Genomic DNA, 19,109 nt, shown 5'->3' on the forward strand with positions numbered 1-19,109 from the left:
GGGGCTCTACATGACATCGATCAAGCTGGGTGCGATCGCGGGCATTCTCTTCGACAAGGACGGCACGCTGCTCGACTATGATGCGAGCTGGCTGCCGGTCAATCGCGAACTTGCCAGCATTGCGGCCCAGGGTGATGCCGCGCTTGCCGATCATTTGCTTCTGGCCTGCGGCATGGACCCGGTCACCGGCCATATCGTGCCCGACAGCCTGCTCGCCGCCGGCAATACCCGCCAGATTTCCGAGGGTCTTGTCGCCGCCGGCTCCATGGTGGATGTGATGGAGCTGACGGAAAAGCTCGATGCGCTATTTTCCCATGCCGCCGACTTCTCCGCGCCGGTCACTGATCTCGCCGGTTTCTTCCGCCGCCTGCACGAGCGCGGCTATAGGCTGGGCGTTGCTTCCAGCGACAATGAGCGCTCCATCCGCCAGACGGCGCGCCGCTTCGGCTTTCTCGATTATCTCGACTTTATCGCGGGTTACGACAGCGGTTTCGGCACCAAGCCGGAGCCCGGCATGGTGCTCGGCTTCTGCGCAGCGACGGGCCTTTCGCCTTCGCAAATCGCCGTCGTCGGCGACAACAATCACGATCTGCACATGGGGCACAATGCCGGTGCGGGCCTGACGGTCGGCGTGCTGACCGGCACCGGATCGCGTGAATCGCTTGCGGCTTCCGACTATTGCCTGAATGACATCACCGAGCTGGAAAGCCTGCTGCCGGTTGCTCAACCGGTGTAGCCAACGCAAAGGCTTGCTTTTTCGTCCGATCTGCCCTTTCTTGCGGCCTTGCTGAGATATAGGGGCAAGAGCGGGCGCAAGGCGGGATTAGATTATGGTATCGGAAGCACCGCCGTTCTGGTGGCGGAAGCCGGATTGGCGCGCTTGGGGCCTTTCGCCCTTTTCCTTCTTATACGGCCGCATTGCCGGCCATCGCATGGTGCATGGTCGCCGTGCTTCCGTTCCGGTACCGGTCATCTGCGTCGGCAATTTCACGGTCGGCGGCGCCGGCAAGACACCGACAGCGCTGACGATCGCCCGTGCCGCCAAGGCGAAGGGATTGAAGCCGGGCTTCCTTAGCCGCGGTTATGGTGGTTCGTTGGATGTGACGACCGTGGTCGATCCGCACCACCATCACGCCACCGCAGTCGGCGACGAGCCGCTGCTGCTCGCCGGTGAGGCATTGACGGTGATCTCGCGCCGCCGTTTGGAGGGCGCGGAGCGGCTGGTGCGCGAGGGCGCCGATCTCATCATCATGGACGACGGCTTCCAGAGTGCGCAAGTCGCCATCGACTATGCTCTGGTCGTCATCGATGCGACGAGAGGCATCGGCAACGGCCATCTCGTTCCCGGCGGCCCGGTGCGTGCGCCGCTGCGGACGCAATTGCGCTATGCCTCGGCTCTGTTGAAAGTCGGCGAAGGTAACGCCGCCGACCGGCTCGTGCGCATGGCAGCAAGAGCCGGAAAACCGTTCTTCTCGGCATCGATCAAGGTGCGCGGCCAGGAGGATCTGCGCGGGCGCAATGTCCTCGCCTTTGCCGGCATCGCCGATCCCACCAAATTCTTCCGCACGGTCGAGTCATTGGGGGCCAGCATTGCCGTCAGCCGTACCTTCGGCGATCACGAACATCTGGGCGAAGACGACATAGCCGACATTCTCGATATCGCCGCTCGGGATGGCCTGGAGATCGTCACCACCTCCAAGGACTATGTCCGCCTCATCGGCCATCACGGCCGGGCTGACGAGCTGTTAGCGGCGTGCCGTGTCATCGAGATCGACATGGTGTTCGATGATCATCGCGCAGCGGCCTTGATCATCGACCGAGCGATCGCCGCCGCCCGCGAACGGCGGTTACGGGAAGGGCAGAAAGCGAAATAGGGAACGCTGCTATCAGCGCTTCTGGTTTGGAAGCGCGCCGGCGCGTTTTTCGGCTTCCAGCGAAGACATCACGTCGGCATAGGGTTCCTGCCGGGCGACGCTCCAGTAGCGCAGCTCGTCAAGCGCGATGTGCTTGCCGGTCATGGCGCAGATGACGTAGGAGCCGGGCATGAGGATTTGGAAATCGCCGTCGAGATAGCGAATCTTCGCCTCGCGGTTTCCGTGTCCCTCGAAAAGATTCATCTGATGCCGTCCCCGATCTCTGTCATCTCTTTGCCATACCCCGGCAAGCCTGACTTTTCCAGTTCTTTCGGTGGTATCTGTTCTCAGCTCCGTCCGAACAGCCGTTCGATGTCCGAGAGCTTCAGTTCTATATAGGTCGGCCGGCCGTGATTGCACTGGCCTGAGCCGGGCGTTGCCTCCATTTGACGCAGCAGCGCATTCATCTCCTCCGGCCTCAGCCTTCGGCCGGAGCGCACCGAGCCATGGCAGGCCATGGTGGCGGCGACATATTCCAGCTTTGCGGCAAGACCCGAGGCGGTTTCCCACTCGGCGATCTCGTCGGCCAATTGCCGGATTAACCCTTGCGCATCCACTTCGCCGAGCATGGCAGGCGTCTCACGCACCGCAATGGCTCCGGGACCGAAACGCTCGATGGCAAGGCCGAGTTTGCCAAGCTCGTCGGCAAACACCATCAGCCGGTCGCAATCTTCCTCCGGCAGGTCGACGATCTCCGGGATCAACAAGACCTGCGAGGACAGTTGCTTCGAGTGCAGTGCTTTGCGCATTTCTTCGAACACCAGCCGCTCATGTGCCGCATGCTGATCGACAATGACGAGGCCGTCGTCGGTCTGGGCGACGATATAGTTCTCATGCAGTTGGGCCCGGGCGGCACCGAGGGGGAAGCGGGCCGGCTCCTCTGCGCGTATGGGCTCGACAACAGGCGCGGGTTCGGCGCGGGCGGTTGGCATGGCGAGGCCATCGAAGGCGGCCTGCGGTCGCTCGCCGAAGCTATATCCGTTCGTGGCCGAGGACTGATACGGCCGCGATGGCGAAGCCTGTGGTGTCCATGGTGCCGATGGTGTCGACGGCCGCCAGGCAGGCTGGAAGCCGGAACGGCCGGGGCTGAAGGCGCGAAGCATGCCGTCGGCACCCGTCGTCGCGGCGCGATCGCCTTCGCGCGCCAAAGCCTCGCGGATGGCGCCGACGATCAGGCCGCGCACCAGGCCGGGATCGCGGAAACGGACATCGGATTTCGCCGGATGCACGTTGACGTCGACAAGGGCCGGGTCGAGCCTGATGGAAAGAACGGCGACGGCATAGCGCCCGGAGGGTATGGTCTCGGCATAGGCGCCGCGGATCGCCGACAGGATCAGCTTGTCCTGCACCGGCCTGCCGTTGACGAAGGCATATTGATGCGCCGAGTTGCCGCGATTGAAGGTCGGCACGCCGATGAAGCCGGTCAGGCTCACATCCTCCCGCTCGGCGTCGAGCTCGATGGCATTGTCCTTGAACTCATGGCCGAGCACCTGCGCCATGCGGGCGAGGTGATCGTCGCCGGTGGCCGGAAATTCGAGTGTCGAGCGGTCACTGCCGGAGAGCACGAAACGCACCTGCGGAAAGGCGATCGCCATACGTTTGACGACTTCGCTGATCGCCGCAGCCTCGGCCTTCTCCGTCTTCAGGAATTTCAATCGCGCCGGCGTCGCGAAGAACAGGTCGCGCACCTCGACGATCGTGCCGGGATTGGCCGCTGCCGGACGCAGGTGCAGCACCCTGCCGCCGGCGACGGCTATCTCAGCGCCGCCATCGCTGCCGGGCCTCCGGCTGGCGATCGAGAGCTTCGCCACCGAGCCGATCGAGGGCAGGGCTTCGCCGCGGAAACCCAGCGTGCGGATATCCTCCAGCGTGTCCGATATCTTCGAGGTGCAGTGCCGCCTGACGGCCAGTTCCAGATCCGCCTGCTCCATGCCGGCACCGTTATCGCTGACCCTCAACAGCGCCTTGCCGCCCCCGGCGGTCGCGATCTCGATGCGCGTCGCGCCGGCATCCAGAGCGTTTTCGATCAGCTCCTTGGCAGCACTCGCCGGCCGCTCGATGACTTCGCCGGCGGCGATCTGGTTGATCAGGGTTTCGGAGAGTTGCTTGATGGCCATATCTGCATTTTCGTGGATTCGTGGCGAGGTGGAAAGAGAAAAGGCATACCATCTCTCGTCATCCACCCGATTCAGCGGGAGCTTTGTTTAGAAATTTAATCAAAGCTTAAGGGAATGATGACAGGTTGCATTCACAAAACTTGAAATGATTGCAGGTGGAGCGCTCGTGCGCACGTTTCGGCTTTTGGCGGCAGGTTGGCGGCCGTCATGCAGCAGTCGGTTTCCGCTTGTTTCAAGTGTTCAGGCCAGCATGATATTTCCATCAATTTTCCTCGGGAGCCGTCGTCGCTCTCAAGCCAATATGCCGTAGTACCGGATAGATGTAGGAATCGGACGAATGACTGCCGAGATTGACAAGGCAGCTTTTACAGCAATGACCGAAGATGTGCCGTCTGATGGCAATCTGCAGGCGGCGCTGTTCGATGCCGTTTGCGATGGGCTCTCCAGTGCTTTCCTCATCTACGACAAGAACGATCTGCTGCTGTTCGCCAGCCGCCAGGTCCTGAATTTCTTCCCTATCCCGTCACAATTCCTGCAGCCGTCGACACGGCTCCGCGATTTTCTCGGCGCTGTGTTCGACAGCGGCGTCCGGCATCACGACGCTCGTGCGAAATCGGCAACGCGCGACGATTGGATCTCGCAGCGGATTGCCTCGCACTGGCGCGAGCGTTTTGAGACGACGGAACATTGCGGCGGGGATCGTTGGGTCCGCTTCGTCAAGCGCCGGCTGCCGTCGGGTTTCGGCGTCTGCATCCTCTCGGATGTTTCGGAGGTGAAAAAGCGCGAGGAGCAATGGCGCCTCGACATGGAGCGCGTGCAGCTCACCGAGGACATACTCGACCATCTGCCGTTTCCGCTCTTCGTCAAAGACCGCAACATGGCCTATGTCGCCGTCAATAAGGCGTTCTGCGACAAATACCAGACCTCGGCGGATGCAGTGCTGGGCCGTAGGGGTATCGATCTCTTTTCCACGGATATTGCCAACCGCTTCGAGGAGAGCGATCGGCATGTCTTGGAAACCGGCGAAATGTCGATCTCGCGCCAGCGGCAGATCGCCCGTGACGGTATCGAGCGCGAAGTGGTCACCAGGAAACAGCGTATCGGTAAGCCCGGCCGCTATTTCCTGGTCGCCACCATGCAGGACCTGCCGAAAGACGGCGCGGATTTCGATGAATTCGCTCTCGCCTCGCAGATCAAGGAGAACGGCGACCGGTCCTATCGACGCGCCTACGTGCCGATGGCAGCGCTTCAGACCGCCTCGCGTCGTCCGCCGGCGATGGAGACCTTCGTTCCCGAGAATTTCTCTGGCCGCAAGATCCTCGTGGTTACCGCGGATCTTGCCGCGGAATCGGCGGCGTTGAAGATGCTCGCCAAATACGGCTTCGAGGCATGTTCGGTCCACAATGAAAACGAGGAGGCGGCATTTCTGGATGTCGCAAGCTCCCTCGGCATCAAGATCGATCTCGTCATCGTCGACAATCAGCTCGGCAACCGCGGCCTAGAATTGGCCGAACGGCAGAGTGTGCCGGCTCTATCGTTGGATGGCTCGCAGCTCTCCACCGAGCTCACCTTCCTGATTGCACGGCATTTCAACCGCAATATCCGCGGCAAAGCAGGCGAGCCCGTCGAAGGCAGGGCGGAGGATTGGCAGATCGCGCCGGGCGGCGAGGATCGCGGCTTCCAGATCCTCGTCGCCGAAGACAATGATATCAATCAGATCGTCTTCTCGCAGATCCTGGAAGGGCTCGGTTATCGCTACATGATCGCCACTAGCGGCGACGAGGCGGTGCGGCTGTGGAACGAATACCGCCCGCAATTGATCCTGATGGATATTTCCCTGCCGGGTCTCAACGGTTTCGAAGCCGCAAGATTGATCCGCCGCACGGAGCAAGGGGGCGGATCGCACACCCCGATCATCGGCGTACTCACCCAGGCTTTCGAGCGGGACCGCAACGAATGCGTCGAGGCCGGCATGGACGATATCATCATGAAGCCCGTCAGCCCGGATATTCTTGAGACTGTATTTCAGAAATACATGCGCGGCAGCAGCAAAGCTCAAGTCAAATAAGATTCATAGTTTTGTAACTTCTAATGAATAGATTTACCTCCCATCGAATGACTGTCGCCCGGCCATCCTTTGTTAAGACTTCGCCGTCATGCTCTTTTGCGGGTGGAGGAAAGTGTCGGGACTGAATATGAAATCGGCTGAAATACCGCTTGCGCCAGTCAGTCACAACGAATTGCAGGCGATGGCCTATACCGATCCGCTGACCGGCTTGGGGAACCGCTATCGCATGCGCGACCGCGCGCGTGTGCTTTCCGTCGAACGCGCAAGCGATCCTGCACCCTTCACCATCGGCATCGCCAATCTGGATTCCTTCAAGCCGATCAACGACCTCTTCGGTGTCGAAGCCGGCGACGAGATCCTTTGCCAGGTGGCGCATCGCCTGAAAGCCTGCATTCCCGACGGCGCCACCGTCACCCGTCATGACGGCGACGAATTTGCCTTCGTGCTGCCGCTGGTCTTTGAGCGTGTCGGTGCGGAGAAGTTCGGGCAGATGATCCGCGAGGTGCTGTCGGCGCCTTATGATCTCGGCGACCGCAACGTCCGCCTTTCCGCCTCCTTCGGCTTCGCCATCTATCCGTTCGCCGGCGAGGAGTTCGAAGATCTGCTGAAAAGCGCCGAAACGGCACTTTATCGTTCCAAGCGGCGCGGCCGCGGCCAGATCACCGTCTATTCCAAAGAGATCGCCCAGGAGATGAAGCGCGCGACGCAGCTCGAACAGGCGCTGCGCAATGCCATCATTTCCAACGCCATCGACGTACATTTCCAGCCGATCGTCTCGCTTGCCAACAATCTGATCGTCGGTTTCGAGGCGCTGGCTCGCTGGAACGACGCCGATCTCGGCTTCGTCTCGCCCGCCGTCTTCGTGCCGCTTGCCGAGGAGCGCGGTTTTATCGACGCTCTTTCCGAGACTCTGCTGCGGAAGGCGGCGGAGGCTGCGCTCTCCTGGCCGCGCGAGCTTTTCCTTTCCTTCAATCTGTCATCCGCGCAATTGATGGACCCGGGCACGAGCAGCAGCATTCTCGCTATTCTCGGCCGCGTCGGCCTCGATCCGCACCGGCTGGAACTGGAAATCACTGAAACGGCCGTCATGAGTTCGGCCGACACGGCGCACCGCATCATCGCCGATCTCAGGGCGGCCGGCGTGCGCATCTCGTTGGATGATTTCGGTACCGGCCAATCGAGCCTTGGTCGTCTGCGCGACTTCATCTTCGACAAGGTGAAGATCGATCGTGCCTTCGTCTCGCGCATCAATTCCGATCGGGCCTCCGAACACATCATCAAGGCGATCCTTGCCATGTGCGAAGGGCTTGATCTGCAAGTGGTTGCAGAGGGGATCGAGGACTATGCCGAGGCGGCAGCGCTCCGGTCGCTCGGCTGCGCCATGGGGCAGGGCTACTACTACGGCAAACCTGCCGACAGCGTCGCGACGCTGCGATATCTCCACGAAAACTATTTTGAACTGGCCGGCGAGCGCGAAAACGCCTGAACGTTGACGGCTGCGACGGATACAAAAACGGCGGTCTGTGAAGACCGCCGTTTTCAACGTTACGCGATAGGCTTCGTCATTTGTTGGTCGACGAGGTCGTCGTGGTGTCCGTTCCAGGCACCGCCGCCGTTGCCGGCGTCTTGGCGGCCTTTTCAGAAGCCTGCATAGCAAGCGTCTTGAACTCCGGAGCGGCCTTCAGCGAGTCGGCCGTTTCGGTGGTCGTCAGCTTGATGCTGCCGTCCTGGGCGTTCTGCGTCGCAGTGATCTTGTCGAAGGGAACGGCGACATTCTTCTGGCCGAGGCCCAGGAAACCGCCGACGCCGACGACCGCAGCGACAACACCGCCCTGCTTCATCAGGATGAGGTCGTTGATGCTGCCGATGCTTTCATTCTTACCATTATAGACCGACTGGCCCATATAGGTCTTGGCGCTGATCTGATCTGCCGACTGCTCGGTCAGATAGCTACCGGCCTGCGCCGTGGTTGTCGTCGGTGCAGGAGCCGGAGCCTTAGCATCATTTTGCGGCGTCTTGACAGCCGGCTTGGTGGTGTCCGGCGTTGCCGGAGCGGTCTTCGTCATCGGCGCAGTGTTATTGTCGGTTGACGGCTGCTGCTGCGCCAAAGCCATCGGAGAAAGAACCGATGCTGTAGCAAAGATTGCGCCAGCAGCGGCGGAAGTGAACAATTTGCCGGTCATCGTGAACCTACCTTTCATTCAGATGGGCATGTTCACCAGCTCGGGCGGGGCCATTCCATTGGCTGACCATCACCGTGCCGGTTCGTTAAGGAAAAATGGTCGAACGAGGGTTTAGTTCCGGCAAGAGTTGCGGGAAACGGCTGTATATCGTCGCGGTTAGAGCGAAATAACGCGAAAAATCAACGGGTGATGTGCCACTTTGTACAACCGAAGCAATTGATTATCCGGGCCGGTTGCAGCGACGAGCGGGCTGAGTTCAACGCCAGACGACGCTTTTGTCAGTGCAGGCCGGCAAAGTCTTTTGCCGGCCGCATGGTCTCCCTCGGAGTGGGAAGACGACAAAATACAATCAGATCTTGTAGACTGGGTCGAAAACACCCTTGACCGTGGGGCCGAGTTCGAGAAGCGCACCGGCTTGCGGCTGCATCGAGCGGGCGTCTTCATCGAGACCTTCCCAGGCGGTGGTCACGGCCAGGCGATCACCATTCTGGCCGATGAAGGCCGGGCAGGAGGGTTGCATGGCGGGCACACGATAGCGCTCGATGCGCAAGCCGTCGGGGCTGTAGCGATCGACAAAACCAGAGCCCCAGCGGGCGTTCCAGATATAGCCGTCGCCATCGCAGACGGAGCCGTCGAGGCCGCCTGGGTCGTCCATGCTGTCGACCATGACGATCGGTTCGCCGACCGGAAGCCCTGTCAGCGGGTCGACCAGCACCCGCATCAACTGGCTGATGCGGGTATCGGTGAAATAGCCGATCGTGCCGTCAGGTGAAAAGCAGATGGAGTTCGGAATGCTGAGCTGATCGAAGATCTTCGTCACCTTGCCGGCGGCGACGTGATAGATCGCGCCGGCCTGCAATTCGGCGCGCTTGCCCATGGTGCTGATCCACAACGAACCGGAGATATGCGTGCGCCCGTCATTGGAGCGGTTTTCCGGCTTATCCGCCTCGATCGCGGCGTAGAAGGTCAATTCGCCGGATTTGATATCGCGAAGAAACAGCCCTTCTTCAGTGGCAATCAATTGCCGTTCGGCGTCGACGCGAGCGAGCACGCTCGCCATCATCGGCAGGGTGTGAACTTCCTTCTTGCCCGTCGCCAAATGCAGTTCATGCAGCTCCTTGCCGAGGATGTTGAACCACCAGACCGTATCCGTATCGGGATCATAGGTCGGCCCTTCGCCCAGGACAGATGCGGTGTTGCAGAGAATATTGCCCTGGAAATCATGAATGTCGGTCATATGGATCAGGCTCCTACGGCAGCATCATAGGCGTAAATGGTCACCTTGGCGCGTTCGGCAACCTCTGCTGTCGTCATTCCCGGCTTGTAAAGGCTGGTGCCGAGACCGAAGGCTAGGATGCCAGCCTTGGTGTAATCGGCGAAATTCTTGTCCGAAACGCCGCCGACCGCCGCGATGACGAGTTCGGGCGGCAACACGGCGCGGATGGCGGTGATGCCGGAGGCGCCGAGCACGCCGGCCGGGAAAAATTTAAGACCTGTCGCGCCGGCGCGGGCGGCTGAAAGCGCTTCCGTCGCGGTGAACACGCCAGGCATCGTCACCATGCCCTTGTCGCGGGCGCGGCTGATGACGGCGGGCTCGACATTCGGCGTCACCAGCAGTTTGCCGCCGGCGGCGTCTAGCCGGTCGACATCCTCCACGGTCAGCACCGTGCCGGCACCGATCAGGCAGTCTGCAGGTGCCATCTTGGCGGCGATTTCGATGGAGCGGAAGGGTTCCGGCGAGTTCAGCGGGATTTCGATCGCGGTCAAGCCGGCGTCGATGAGCGCACCGACGATATCAGCCGTCTCCTCGGGCTTGATGCCGCGGAGAATGGCGATGAGCGGGCGTTTCATGGCAGGGAAGGGAGTGCGGGTCGTCATCATCTTTTCTTTCGTTAATTCGGCCAGATCGCCTTCGCAGCGGCGGAAAGCCCGCGGCGAACGGCAGCATCGGCATCAACAGTCGTATAGTTGAGGGAGAGGATGCGGAACGCATCTTCATAGAGCGCCTGCAGGCGTCCGGAGGCAACCAGAGTGATCGCAGCCCCTTGTCCGGCGGATGACAGCGCGCCCGCGAATTCGGCGCCGATCAGTGTGCCCGAGATCAACGCTTGCGCCCCGGCTGCCGTCAGGCCATGCAGAAGTTGGCCGGCGCGGGAGGTAAAGAGCATGTTCGTCGCGAGGGCCGGCTTGTTGAAGGCGGCTTTGACCGCGGTTTCGAAGGCGGAGACGTCTGCGGGCATGTCGGCTGCGCCGGCAACGGCGTGCGACAGGATGCTGTGTTTGGTGATGACGTCGAAGAGTTCGCCGGTCATGAAGGTCGAAAAGCCGGTGACCTGGCCGTCGACGACACGCACCCATTTCGAATGCGTGCCGGGCATGCAGACGAGCTGTTCGCCCTTGGCGTCGGCGGCGATCGCGCCGAGCAATTGCGTCTCCTCGCCGCGCATGACGTCCGGCGCTTCCTTGGCGCGCTGCGCGAGGCCCGGCAAAATGCGGACATCGCGCGATTGACCCGGCACGGAGACGGCGCCGGTCAGGATGGCAGAGAGCGACGTCGGCGTATCGATATAGCCGGCTTCCACCCAGCCCTGGCGTGCTCCGGCCATGCCGCAGACGATGACGGGAAGGTCTTCCGGAGCTGCAAGGGCATCGAGATGCGACTGCAGCACCTTGGCGAAACCTGTCTGAGCCGCCGACGTCATGCCTTCGCCGCTGCGGCGCTCGCCGAGAATGCTGTCATCTTCGCCGATCAGCCACAGCCGGAAACTGCTGGTGCCCCAATCGACCGCTATGTATGCGGGCCGTGTCATTTAAAAATACCCCTGATTTTTCACTAGAAAATGCCACTGGTTTTTCATCAGAAAATACCGCCGGTTTTTCATCAGAAAATACCTCCATCGACGATGATGGACTGCGCCGTGATGCTGCCTGAGCAGTTGGATGCGAGAAAAAGCGTCGGGCCGACCAGATCGGCGGCCTTGAGAACATGCTTGAGGCATTGGCGCGCGACGGTGCTGGCTATGGCTTCTTCCGTCAGCCAAAGCTCCATCTGCCGCTCGGTGACGACCATGCCCGGCAGAACGGCGTTGACGCGGATATTTTCCGGTCCAAAGCGGCCGGCAAGGCTCTTGGTCAGGCCGATGATGCCCGCCTTTGCGGTTGCGTAGGCGGAAAGATGCGGTGGGTTCATCTTGAAGACGATCGATGAGAAATTGATGATCGCCCCGCCGCCGGCTGCGCGCATGCCCGGCGCTGCCGCCTGCGAGACGAAAAAAACCTGCTTGAGGTTGATCGCCTGGTTGTTGTCCCAGTACTCCTCGGTCGTCGTGTCGATCTCGTGCCGGTCGTCCCAGGCGGCGTTGTTGACCAGGACGCGAATCGCACCGAGGTCGGATTCGACGGCGGCGACCGTGCTCTTCACGGCACTGATGTCGCGCAGGTCGGCATGATAGAAGGCGACCGGATGCGCCGATTGCGCCGAAAGCCGGGCGGCAAGCGCCTTGCTCGGCTCCTCGGCTATGTCGATGAAGGCGACCTTGGCGCCCTGTTGGGCAAAAGCTTCGACAAGTGCGGCGCCGATACCGGAACCACCGCCGGTGATCAGGACGGTGCGATCCTTAAGATCGGGAAATTGTGCCTGTGCCTCGGTCAAGTTCGTTTCCTCCCGGAATTGAAAATACCTTCTTGTTCCATTATTTGGAACTCAATTTGACTATATGGAATTATCCGATTACCATTCCGTCGTGTCAAGGACATGAGGGTGTGTCAGAGGCGCGCGGAGGCAATCGTGAATTCGAGGCAGGGCGACGACATGAAGGAAATCCGTCGCGGCCGGGAGACCGGCACGCTCGGCAAGCTCATGGCGCTCGTCGATCTCGTTGCGCTGGCCGATCGTCCAATGCGTTTTACCGACATCCTGTCCCTCTCTGACCAGCCGCGTGGCACGCTGCATAGGCAATTGTCTCACCTCGTCGAAGAAGGGCTGCTGGAGACCGATCGCGACGGATGTTATCTGCCCGGCATCAGGCTCTTGAGCCTTGCCTCCCGCAGTTGGGCGCGCAACGAGTTTCGCACCGTCGCCGAGCCGCATCTGCGTCTGCTGCAGGCGCAGACCGGCGAAACCGTGCATCTCGGCGTCCTGCGCGGCACCGAGGTCATCTATCTCGACAAGGTCGAGGGTCGGCAGTCCGTGCGGATGTATTCGCAGATCGGCAATGCCTCGCCGGCCTATTGTACCGGCGTCGGCAAGGCCGCTTTGTCCGCGCTCGACGATATCAGTTTCGAGGCGCGTGTCGCCGGGCTCGAGTTTCACGCTTACACCGAACATACCCATCGCAGCGTGGCAGGTCTCCGGGCCGACATCGAGGACATCAGGAGGCGCGGCTGCGCCTTTGACCGTGAAGAGCATGAGAGCGGCATATGCTGCGTCGCCGCGCCGATCCACTCGGACGACAACGAAATGCTGGCCGGCGTCTCCGTAACCGGCCCCGCATACCGCGTTACGTCGGAAAAATTGCAGGAATGGGCGCCTTTGGTGAGAGCAGCGGCGGCCGCGATCATGCAGGATATGCAAAGTCGGCTCGGTCCCCGGCGCTAAATGCGCCCGCTTTTCTCGACTGTCATGTGAAATTCACCAATTTGGCCTTTCGTACGCTGGACCTTGGCCAACTTGCACGCTTATTCTGATTTGCTTGTGAGAATCGCGGATAAACTGCCGTTCTCCTTAGTACCTGCTGTTACATCCGGAGGAGGTTGGCGACCCGGTTACCCCGGCGCCGCAGTAAACAGTGTCGCAGCAGGCGAAATTTTTAAAAATTTATAATTGATCAAACGCCCGCTTGTCGGCGTTCATGTAATGACCCGGAGGCTTGGAGGCGGCGGTTTCGCGTTTGTGCCCCTCCCTTAATATACAAAGAAGACTAATGATGGCAGCATTGGTGCAGGCGGGAAAGCCCCCTCGGGGCGAAGATTACATTGATGAAATTACCGGTCTGAAAACACAGTTCGATGTTTTTCGTTTCATGAAGCGGCTGACCGAAGCCTATCGCTGCCGGGCTTTCATGGTCCTGAATCTGCCGCCGGTGACATCCTTCGAACTGCAGAGCAATTCAGTCATCAACAACTGGCCCGCCGAACTCCTGGCGACGTACGACCAGGAAGGGCTGATGACGAGCAGCCCCGTGCTGCGGCGGCTGCGCGGTTCCACACTGCCTTTCGTCCATGAGACAACGGCGAACACCAATCGCGACGATGCCAGGGCTCAACTCATCGCTGCCCTGTTCGAACGCTTCCGCATGACGAGGTGCCTCTATCTGCCGACCCACGACGCGTCCGGTCTTCGCGGCGCGATATCGCTTGCCGGCGATCGCGAACTCTTCACCGCAGAAGAGATCAAGGACCTCTGCTATGTCGCAATCTATGTTTTCGACCGGCTCGCCGAAATCCGTAATATGGACATCCGCGTCACCGACGCGCTGACGGACCGGGAGATCGATTGCCTGAACTGGACGGCCGCCGGCAAGACCAGCGCGGAAATCGCCGAAATCCTGACCCTCTCCGAACATACGGTCAATCACTACCTGAACAGGGCCACCAAGAAGCTGGACACCGTCAACCGCACCCAGGCAGTCGCCAAGGCGCTGCGCGTCGGATTGATAAAGTAGGGCATCCTCCGCAGAGACGGATAGAGCGAGCGAAATCCCGGCAATTTTCTGCGTGAATTTTGTGCGCTGCCCATAAAATTTGCTGACTTCTTTTGCGCCGATTTGCGGGCGTAACGGGCGATGGCCTGCTAATCAATTGAAAAAAAGGGCCTTTTTTGATTTCGGGGAACTGGCACGCTTTCTGCATTTCAATAGTCAGAGGTCCAGAGGGGACTTTGATGACAGCGCCGACAAACGTGCGCGGATCCGGCCGTCGCTGCCGATATTATAGCCGTTGCTTTTCCCAGCGGCAGGTATCGGCAGCGGCTGTTGCTTATTTGGCACGTCCTCAAAATCAACAGGGTCCAAGGCGCGATTTTTCGCATCCTCGCCCTACTTCTTTCAAAGCATTGCTTTATGTCCGCCGCTGACATTTCAGTCTCCAAGGGAGCGTTGCGGCTGGTAGGGCTATAAGCCCGGCGGACCTGCCGGCCGCAACGGACTGAGTTCTGTGTCGATATTCCCTTAATTTCGTTTGGCGAAGTTCCCTCACTCCACTATCTAAGCCTGAGAGATTTGGCGCGTTTGCTGCGTGGGCGTCCATGCGCGGCGATCCGAATGGAAATGGTGCAGTGAGGATGGAATGACGGACATCACCAAGGAACAGGTTCTGGAAACGCTGAGGACCGTTCGTGGCCCGGACCTGGAGCACAACATCATTGAGCTCGGCATGGTCTCGGATGTCTTCATTTCCGATGCCAAGGTCTATTTCTCGATCACGGTTCCGGCAGAGCGCGCCAAGGAACTGGAACCGCTGCGACTTGCTGCCGAACGTGTGGTCAAGGAATTACCTGGCGTCAAAGGTGCCTTGGTCACATTGACCGCGGATAAGAAGGCCAACGCTGCTGGCACGCCTGCTCCGCGTCCGGCTGCTCAGCCGCATGCCCATAACCATCCCCATACCCATGCGCCGCAACAGCCGCCACGCGCTGGCAAGATCGGTGTACCCGGCATTGGCGCCATCATCGCGGTTGCCTCCGGCAAGGGCGGCGTCGGCAAGTCGACCACGGCCGTCAACCTCGCGCTCGGCCTGCTCGCCAACGGCCTGCGCGTCGGCATTCTGGATGCCGATATCTATGGGCCTTCCATGCCGCGCCTGCTGAAGATTTCCGGCCGTCCGACGCAGATCGACGGCCGCATCATCAACCCGATGCAGAATTACGGCCTCAAGGTTATGTCCATGGGTTTCCTCGTCGAAGAGGAGACGGCGATGATCTGGCGTGGGCCGATGGTGCAGTCGGCACTCCTGCAGATGCTGCGGGAAGTCGCCTGGGGTGAGCTCGATGTGCTCGTCGTCGATATGCCGCCAGGCACTGGCGATGCCCAGCTTACCATGGCGCAGCAAGTGCCGCTCGCCGGCGCCGTCATCGTTTCGACGCCGCAGGATCTGGCGCTGATCGACGCCCGCAAGGGCCTCAACATGTTCCGGAAGGTGGAAGTGCCCGTTCTCGGCATTGTCGAGAACATGAGCTATTTCATCGCTCCGGACACGGGCGCCCGTTACGACATCTTCGGTCACGGCGGGGCGCGGAAGGAGGCCGAGCGCATCGGCATACCCTTCCTCGGCGAAGTGCCGCTGACCATGGGCATCCGCGAGACTTCCGATGCCGGAACGCCGCTGGTCGCTTCTGACCCCAATGGCACTGTCGCCGGCATCTATCGCGATATCGCGACCAAAGTCTGGGCACAGGTCAGCAACACGCCTCAGCGCGCCGCACCCTCCATCGTCTTCGAATAATTCACAAGGGCGTGTGCTGCGCAGCGATTGCCTTGCCCGCGCCGTGTGCTATGACTTCGCACGATTTGAATCTGCGGTGAAAGCGCGCATCGAAGGGGTTGTGACTTGATTCTTTGCGAGCTTTGCTGCATATGCGCCGCCGGCGTGAATTTGGTCGGCCATATCCGATGACGGCCATCCGCCAAATGGTGACTTCGTCTCGCCTGAGCAATCGGCTTTGTCATGACGGACGAAGGATTGGTACAGCAGCGCAATGGAGCATGGACACGGATTCCCTGCCAAACCGGCGGGATACGGCCGGAGTTTTATGAATTTTTTTCATTGGCCATTGGTAGGATCTCGGCGGGAGCGCACAAAGCGCCGCAGTCATAGCTTTGCCTTCGCTGCATCGAGGACGATCCGTTGATCACGGCCTATTGCTCCGATTGCAAGCCGCTCGAATTGGCAGATCTGTCGACCATTGCCCAATTGCCGGACAATGCCATCTGGATCGACATGGTCGAGCCATCGCGTGAAGAAGAGACGACTATCGAGCGCCTGCTCGGGCTCGAGGTGCCGACGCGCGAGGATATGAAGGACATCGAGCCTTCAAGCCGGCTCTATGTCGAAGACGGCGCGGTTTTCCTGACGGCTTCGCTGCTGTGGAAGGCCGATACCAACCTGCCGACGCTGACCGACGTTGCCTTCATCCTGACGGGTCACCGCCTGATCACCATCCGCTATGCGCGGCCGAAATCCTTTGCGCTGTTCATTGCGGCGCTGCAGCGCATTCCGCAGGAGCGGCGCACGGGCGTTGCGCTTCTGGCGAAACTTCTCGAAACAATAGTCGACCGCACGGCCGAGATCCTTGAACAGACGGTCTCCAGCATCGATATATTGTCGGTGCATGTGTTCGGCGATCGCGTGAAGAAAATCCGCCGTCCGTCGAACTATTTGGAAGAAAAGCTGAAGGACGTTGCAGGCTATCATCGCACGGTCAGCAAGGTGCGCGACAGCCTGAGTTCATTGTCGCGGGTTTTGACCTTCCTCCAAACCATCCCCGCCATGCAGCAGGACCGTGAGGCCAAGGAATTGTGCCGCAATGTCTCGCGGGATGTGCAGTCTTTATCCGAACATGCATCCTTCGTCGCCGGTAACATTACCTTCCTGCTGGATGCATCGCTCGGCCTGATCAATATCGAGCAGAATGCCATCATCAAGATTTTCTCGATCGCCTCCGTAGTCTTCTTGCCGCCGACGCTTGTCGCCTCGGTCTACGGTATGAACTTCGAGTTCATACCCGAGCTGCATTTCGCCTATGGGTACCCGGCCTCGTTGCTATTGATGGTGGTGTCTGCGGTCGTTCCGTTTCTCTTTTTTCGCTGGAAAGGCTGGCTCTGAGAGTCTAGTGATCCTGAATGTCTGACGAAACCCATCATTCTCCCGACGGGAAAATGAATACACGCAAACTCTTCTACCTCGCTTTGGGGTCGATTGGCGTGGTCTACGGCGATATCGGTACGAGCCCGCTTTACGCCTTTCGCGAGGCGCTGAAGCCGGTGGCCGCCGACGGCCTGACGCGCGGCGAAGTCATCAGCCTCGTTTCGCTGATGTTTTGGGCGCTCACCATCATCGTCACCATCAAATATGTCCTTTTTCTGCTGCGGGCGGACAACGATGGCGAAGGCGGTACGCTGTCGCTTTTGGCGCTGTTGATGAAGACGGCGAACGGCCATACCGCCGTTCTGATGCTGTTGGGCCTGATGGGCGCCGCGCTCTTCCTTGGCGATGCGATGATCACCCCGGCGCTGTCGGTTCTTTCGGCCGTCGAAGGCCTGAAATTGGTGACACCGACGCTCTCGGATTATATCGTGCCGATCTCGGTCGCGATCCTGGCGCTGCTCTTTGCCATCCAGTCGCACGGCACCGGTGCGGTCGCGCGGTTCTTTGGCCCGATCACGGCGATCTGGTTCATCGTCATGGGCGTGGCCGGCATCATGCATATCTCGGACGATTTCGGCATCCTGGCCGCCTTGAACCCCTGGTATGCAGTCACCTTCCTGATGAACGAGGGTTTCCTCGGTGTCGTCGTGCTTGGCGCGGTCTTCCTGACCGTCACCGGTGCCGAAGCACTCTACGCCGACCTGGGTCATTTCGGCCGTCGGCCGATTCAATGGGCCTGGTTCGCCCTGGTGTTTCCGTCGCTGACGCTGAATTATCTGGGCCAGGGGGCTCTCGTCCTGCGCCAGCCGCTCGCGATGTCCGACCCGTTCTTCCTGATGTATCCGCATTGGGCGATCCTGCCGGTGGTCATTCTTGCCACGCTCGCGACGATCATCGCCAGTCAGGCGGTTATCACCGGCGCCTTCTCGCTCACGCGCCAGGCCATTCACCTCGGCTTCCTGCCGCGCATGGAAATCCTCTTCACCTCCGAGACCAATACCGGCCAGATTTTCCTGCCGTCGGTTAACACGGTGCTGTTCTTCGGCGTCATCTTCCTCGTCTTGAGCTTCAAGACCTCGGATGCGCTGGCAACGGCCTACGGCATCTCGGTGACCGGCGCGATGGTCGTCACCTCGATCATGGCTTTCGAGTTCGTGCGTGTGCGCTGGAACTGGACGCTGCCCATGGCAATTGCCGTGCTCACGCCGCTGCTGTTGCTGGAATTCGTCTTCCTGGGCGCCAACCTGCTGAAGATCCACGACGGCGGCTACGTTCCGGTGCTGATCGCGACTGCCTTCACGGTGATCATGTGGACCTGGCGCCGCGGTACGGCGATCCTGATGGAGAAGACGCGCCATACGGATATTCCGTTGTCGTCCTTCGTCAGCTCCATCGAGCGCAAGAGCGACCATTCGCCGGCGCATGTGCCCGGTACGGCGATCTTCCTCACCAGCGATCCGGAATCGGCACCCGCGGCGCTGTTGCACAATCTGAAGCACAATCACGTCCTGCACGACAAAAACGTCATCCTGACGATCCGCACCATCAATAAGCCGCGCGTTGTGCAGGAGGACCGCTACTCGGTCGAGAAGGTCTCCGACCGCTTCTCGCGCGTCGAGCTGCGCTTCGGCTTCATGGAATCGCAGAACGTCTCGCAGGCACTGGCGACCTTGCGCAAGACCGGCCTGAAGTTCGACATCATGTCGACTTCCTTCTATCTCGGCCGCCGTAAGCTGGTTCCGGACGCGAAATCCGGCATGCCGCACTGGCAGGACCGGCTCTACATCGCGCTCGCCAACGCCGCGACCGATCCTTCAGACTACTTCCGCCTGCCGGCCAACCGCGTCGTCGAACTGGGATCGCACGTCATCATCTGACGCAGCTCAGTTCAGCTTGTTTACATCAAAGGCCCGGTGAATATCCGCCGGGCCTTTTGCTTGCGTCTTCGTGAATAGATGGTGATGGC

At 60.4% G+C, this 19,109-nt stretch carries 16 protein-coding genes; 9 read left to right on the forward strand and 7 right to left on the reverse strand.

All coding sequences use genetic code 11. The features are described from left to right. Positions 1–10 precede the first annotated feature (10 nt). Both C9E91_RS04425 and lpxK read left to right on the forward strand, forming a co-directional pair. Entirely contained in the window at positions 11–736 is a 726-nt protein-coding gene (locus C9E91_RS04425) for an HAD family hydrolase (RefSeq protein ID WP_107107157.1), read from the forward strand. Between the two features lie 94 nt (positions 737–830). After that, the gene (gene lpxK / locus C9E91_RS04430) at positions 831–1,874 is read left to right on the forward strand and encodes a tetraacyldisaccharide 4'-kinase (RefSeq protein ID WP_107107158.1); all 1,044 of its coding nucleotides are present in this window, start codon (positions 831–833) and stop codon (positions 1,872–1,874) included. A gap of 12 nt (positions 1,875–1,886) precedes the next feature. On the opposite strand, the gene C9E91_RS04435 is transcribed toward lpxK, so the two are convergent. After that, positions 1,887–2,117, reverse strand: a complete 231-nt coding sequence (locus C9E91_RS04435) for a DUF2093 domain-containing protein (RefSeq protein ID WP_107107159.1) — start codon at positions 2,115–2,117, stop codon at positions 1,887–1,889. Positions 2,118–2,200: 83 nt separating this feature from the next. Beyond that, complete coding sequence (gene mutL, locus C9E91_RS04440) at positions 2,201–4,030, reverse strand: DNA mismatch repair endonuclease MutL (RefSeq protein WP_107107160.1); 1,830 nt, start codon at positions 4,028–4,030, stop codon at positions 2,201–2,203. A 337-nt stretch (positions 4,031–4,367) separates the two neighbouring features. Here mutL and C9E91_RS04445 point away from each other — a divergent pair, with 337 nt between their 5' ends. Further along, complete coding sequence (locus C9E91_RS04445; RefSeq protein WP_107107161.1) at positions 4,368–6,098, forward strand: response regulator; 1,731 nt, start codon at positions 4,368–4,370, stop codon at positions 6,096–6,098. A 127-nt stretch (positions 6,099–6,225) separates the two neighbouring features. Then, positions 6,226–7,584, forward strand: a complete 1,359-nt coding sequence (locus C9E91_RS04450) for a putative bifunctional diguanylate cyclase/phosphodiesterase (RefSeq protein ID WP_107107162.1) — start codon at positions 6,226–6,228, stop codon at positions 7,582–7,584. Positions 7,585–7,660: 76 nt separating this feature from the next. Here C9E91_RS04450 and C9E91_RS04455 read toward each other — a convergent pair whose 3' ends face one another. From C9E91_RS04455 to C9E91_RS04475, 5 genes are all read right to left on the reverse strand, one after another. Further along, positions 7,661–8,281, reverse strand: coding sequence for a PRC-barrel domain-containing protein (locus C9E91_RS04455; protein WP_107107163.1), 621 nt, complete (start codon positions 8,279–8,281; stop codon positions 7,661–7,663). A gap of 349 nt (positions 8,282–8,630) precedes the next feature. Beyond that, on the reverse strand, positions 8,631–9,518 hold the full coding sequence (locus C9E91_RS04460; RefSeq protein WP_107107164.1) for an SMP-30/gluconolactonase/LRE family protein: 888 nt from the start codon (positions 9,516–9,518) through the stop codon (positions 8,631–8,633). 5 nt (positions 9,519–9,523) lie between these two features. Next, positions 9,524–10,159, reverse strand: coding sequence for a 2-dehydro-3-deoxy-6-phosphogalactonate aldolase (locus tag C9E91_RS04465; RefSeq protein WP_107107246.1), 636 nt, complete (start codon positions 10,157–10,159; stop codon positions 9,524–9,526). A 14-nt stretch (positions 10,160–10,173) separates the two neighbouring features. Next, complete coding sequence (locus C9E91_RS04470; protein ID WP_107107165.1) at positions 10,174–11,091, reverse strand: 2-dehydro-3-deoxygalactonokinase; 918 nt, start codon at positions 11,089–11,091, stop codon at positions 10,174–10,176. A gap of 71 nt (positions 11,092–11,162) precedes the next feature. Then, complete coding sequence (locus C9E91_RS04475; RefSeq protein WP_107107166.1) at positions 11,163–11,933, reverse strand: SDR family NAD(P)-dependent oxidoreductase; 771 nt, start codon at positions 11,931–11,933, stop codon at positions 11,163–11,165. A 159-nt stretch (positions 11,934–12,092) separates the two neighbouring features. On the opposite strand from C9E91_RS04475, the gene C9E91_RS04480 reads away from it, so the two are divergent. From C9E91_RS04480 to C9E91_RS04500, 5 genes are all read left to right on the forward strand, one after another. Continuing rightward, positions 12,093–12,878 carry an IclR family transcriptional regulator gene (locus C9E91_RS04480; protein ID WP_107107247.1) on the forward strand — a complete coding sequence of 262 codons (786 nt, stop codon included), beginning with the start codon at positions 12,093–12,095 and terminating at the stop codon, positions 12,876–12,878. Positions 12,879–13,203: 325 nt separating this feature from the next. After that, positions 13,204–13,944 carry a helix-turn-helix transcriptional regulator gene (locus C9E91_RS04485; protein WP_414125037.1) on the forward strand — a complete coding sequence of 247 codons (741 nt, stop codon included), beginning with the start codon at positions 13,204–13,206 and terminating at the stop codon, positions 13,942–13,944. Positions 13,945–14,566: 622 nt separating this feature from the next. Then, positions 14,567–15,721 carry an Mrp/NBP35 family ATP-binding protein gene (locus C9E91_RS04490; RefSeq protein WP_107107167.1) on the forward strand — a complete coding sequence of 385 codons (1,155 nt, stop codon included), beginning with the start codon at positions 14,567–14,569 and terminating at the stop codon, positions 15,719–15,721. Between the two features lie 402 nt (positions 15,722–16,123). Further along, entirely contained in the window at positions 16,124–17,101 is a 978-nt protein-coding gene (locus C9E91_RS04495; protein ID WP_107107168.1) for a magnesium transporter CorA family protein, read from the forward strand. Positions 17,102–17,154: 53 nt separating this feature from the next. After that, positions 17,155–19,020 carry a potassium transporter Kup gene (locus C9E91_RS04500; RefSeq protein WP_425503975.1) on the forward strand — a complete coding sequence of 622 codons (1,866 nt, stop codon included), beginning with the start codon at positions 17,155–17,157 and terminating at the stop codon, positions 19,018–19,020. The last annotated feature ends 89 nt before the right edge of the window (positions 19,021–19,109 follow it).

This window comes from Rhizobium sp. SEMIA4064 (genome assembly GCF_003025035.1).
Classification (GTDB): domain Bacteria; phylum Pseudomonadota; class Alphaproteobacteria; order Rhizobiales; family Rhizobiaceae; genus Rhizobium; species Rhizobium paranaense.

What these genes read in the sequence shown, in the direction of transcription:
- C9E91_RS04425 (WP_107107157.1), top strand. Translation starts at nt 11, where the DNA reads ATGACATCGATCAAGCTGGGTGCGATCGCGGGCATTCTCTTCGACAAG.
- lpxK (WP_107107158.1), top strand. Translation starts at nt 831, where the DNA reads ATGGTATCGGAAGCACCGCCGTTCTGGTGGCGGAAGCCGGATTGGCGC.
- C9E91_RS04435 (WP_107107159.1), bottom strand. Translation starts at nt 2,117, where the DNA reads ATGAATCTTTTCGAGGGACACGGAAACCGCGAGGCGAAGATTCGCTAT.
- mutL (WP_107107160.1), bottom strand. Translation starts at nt 4,030, where the DNA reads ATGGCCATCAAGCAACTCTCCGAAACCCTGATCAACCAGATCGCCGCC.
- C9E91_RS04445 (WP_107107161.1), top strand. Translation starts at nt 4,368, where the DNA reads ATGACTGCCGAGATTGACAAGGCAGCTTTTACAGCAATGACCGAAGAT.
- C9E91_RS04450 (WP_107107162.1), top strand. Translation starts at nt 6,226, where the DNA reads ATGAAATCGGCTGAAATACCGCTTGCGCCAGTCAGTCACAACGAATTG.
- C9E91_RS04455 (WP_107107163.1), bottom strand. Translation starts at nt 8,281, where the DNA reads ATGACCGGCAAATTGTTCACTTCCGCCGCTGCTGGCGCAATCTTTGCT.
- C9E91_RS04460 (WP_107107164.1), bottom strand. Translation starts at nt 9,518, where the DNA reads ATGACCGACATTCATGATTTCCAGGGCAATATTCTCTGCAACACCGCA.
- C9E91_RS04465 (WP_107107246.1), bottom strand. Translation starts at nt 10,159, where the DNA reads ATGACGACCCGCACTCCCTTCCCTGCCATGAAACGCCCGCTCATCGCC.
- C9E91_RS04470 (WP_107107165.1), bottom strand. Translation starts at nt 11,091, where the DNA reads ATGACACGGCCCGCATACATAGCGGTCGATTGGGGCACCAGCAGTTTC.
- C9E91_RS04480 (WP_107107247.1), top strand. Translation starts at nt 12,093, where the DNA reads ATGAAGGAAATCCGTCGCGGCCGGGAGACCGGCACGCTCGGCAAGCTC.
- C9E91_RS04485 (WP_414125037.1), top strand. Translation starts at nt 13,204, where the DNA reads ATGATGGCAGCATTGGTGCAGGCGGGAAAGCCCCCTCGGGGCGAAGAT.
- C9E91_RS04490 (WP_107107167.1), top strand. Translation starts at nt 14,567, where the DNA reads ATGACGGACATCACCAAGGAACAGGTTCTGGAAACGCTGAGGACCGTT.
- C9E91_RS04500 (WP_425503975.1), top strand. Translation starts at nt 17,155, where the DNA reads ATGAATACACGCAAACTCTTCTACCTCGCTTTGGGGTCGATTGGCGTG.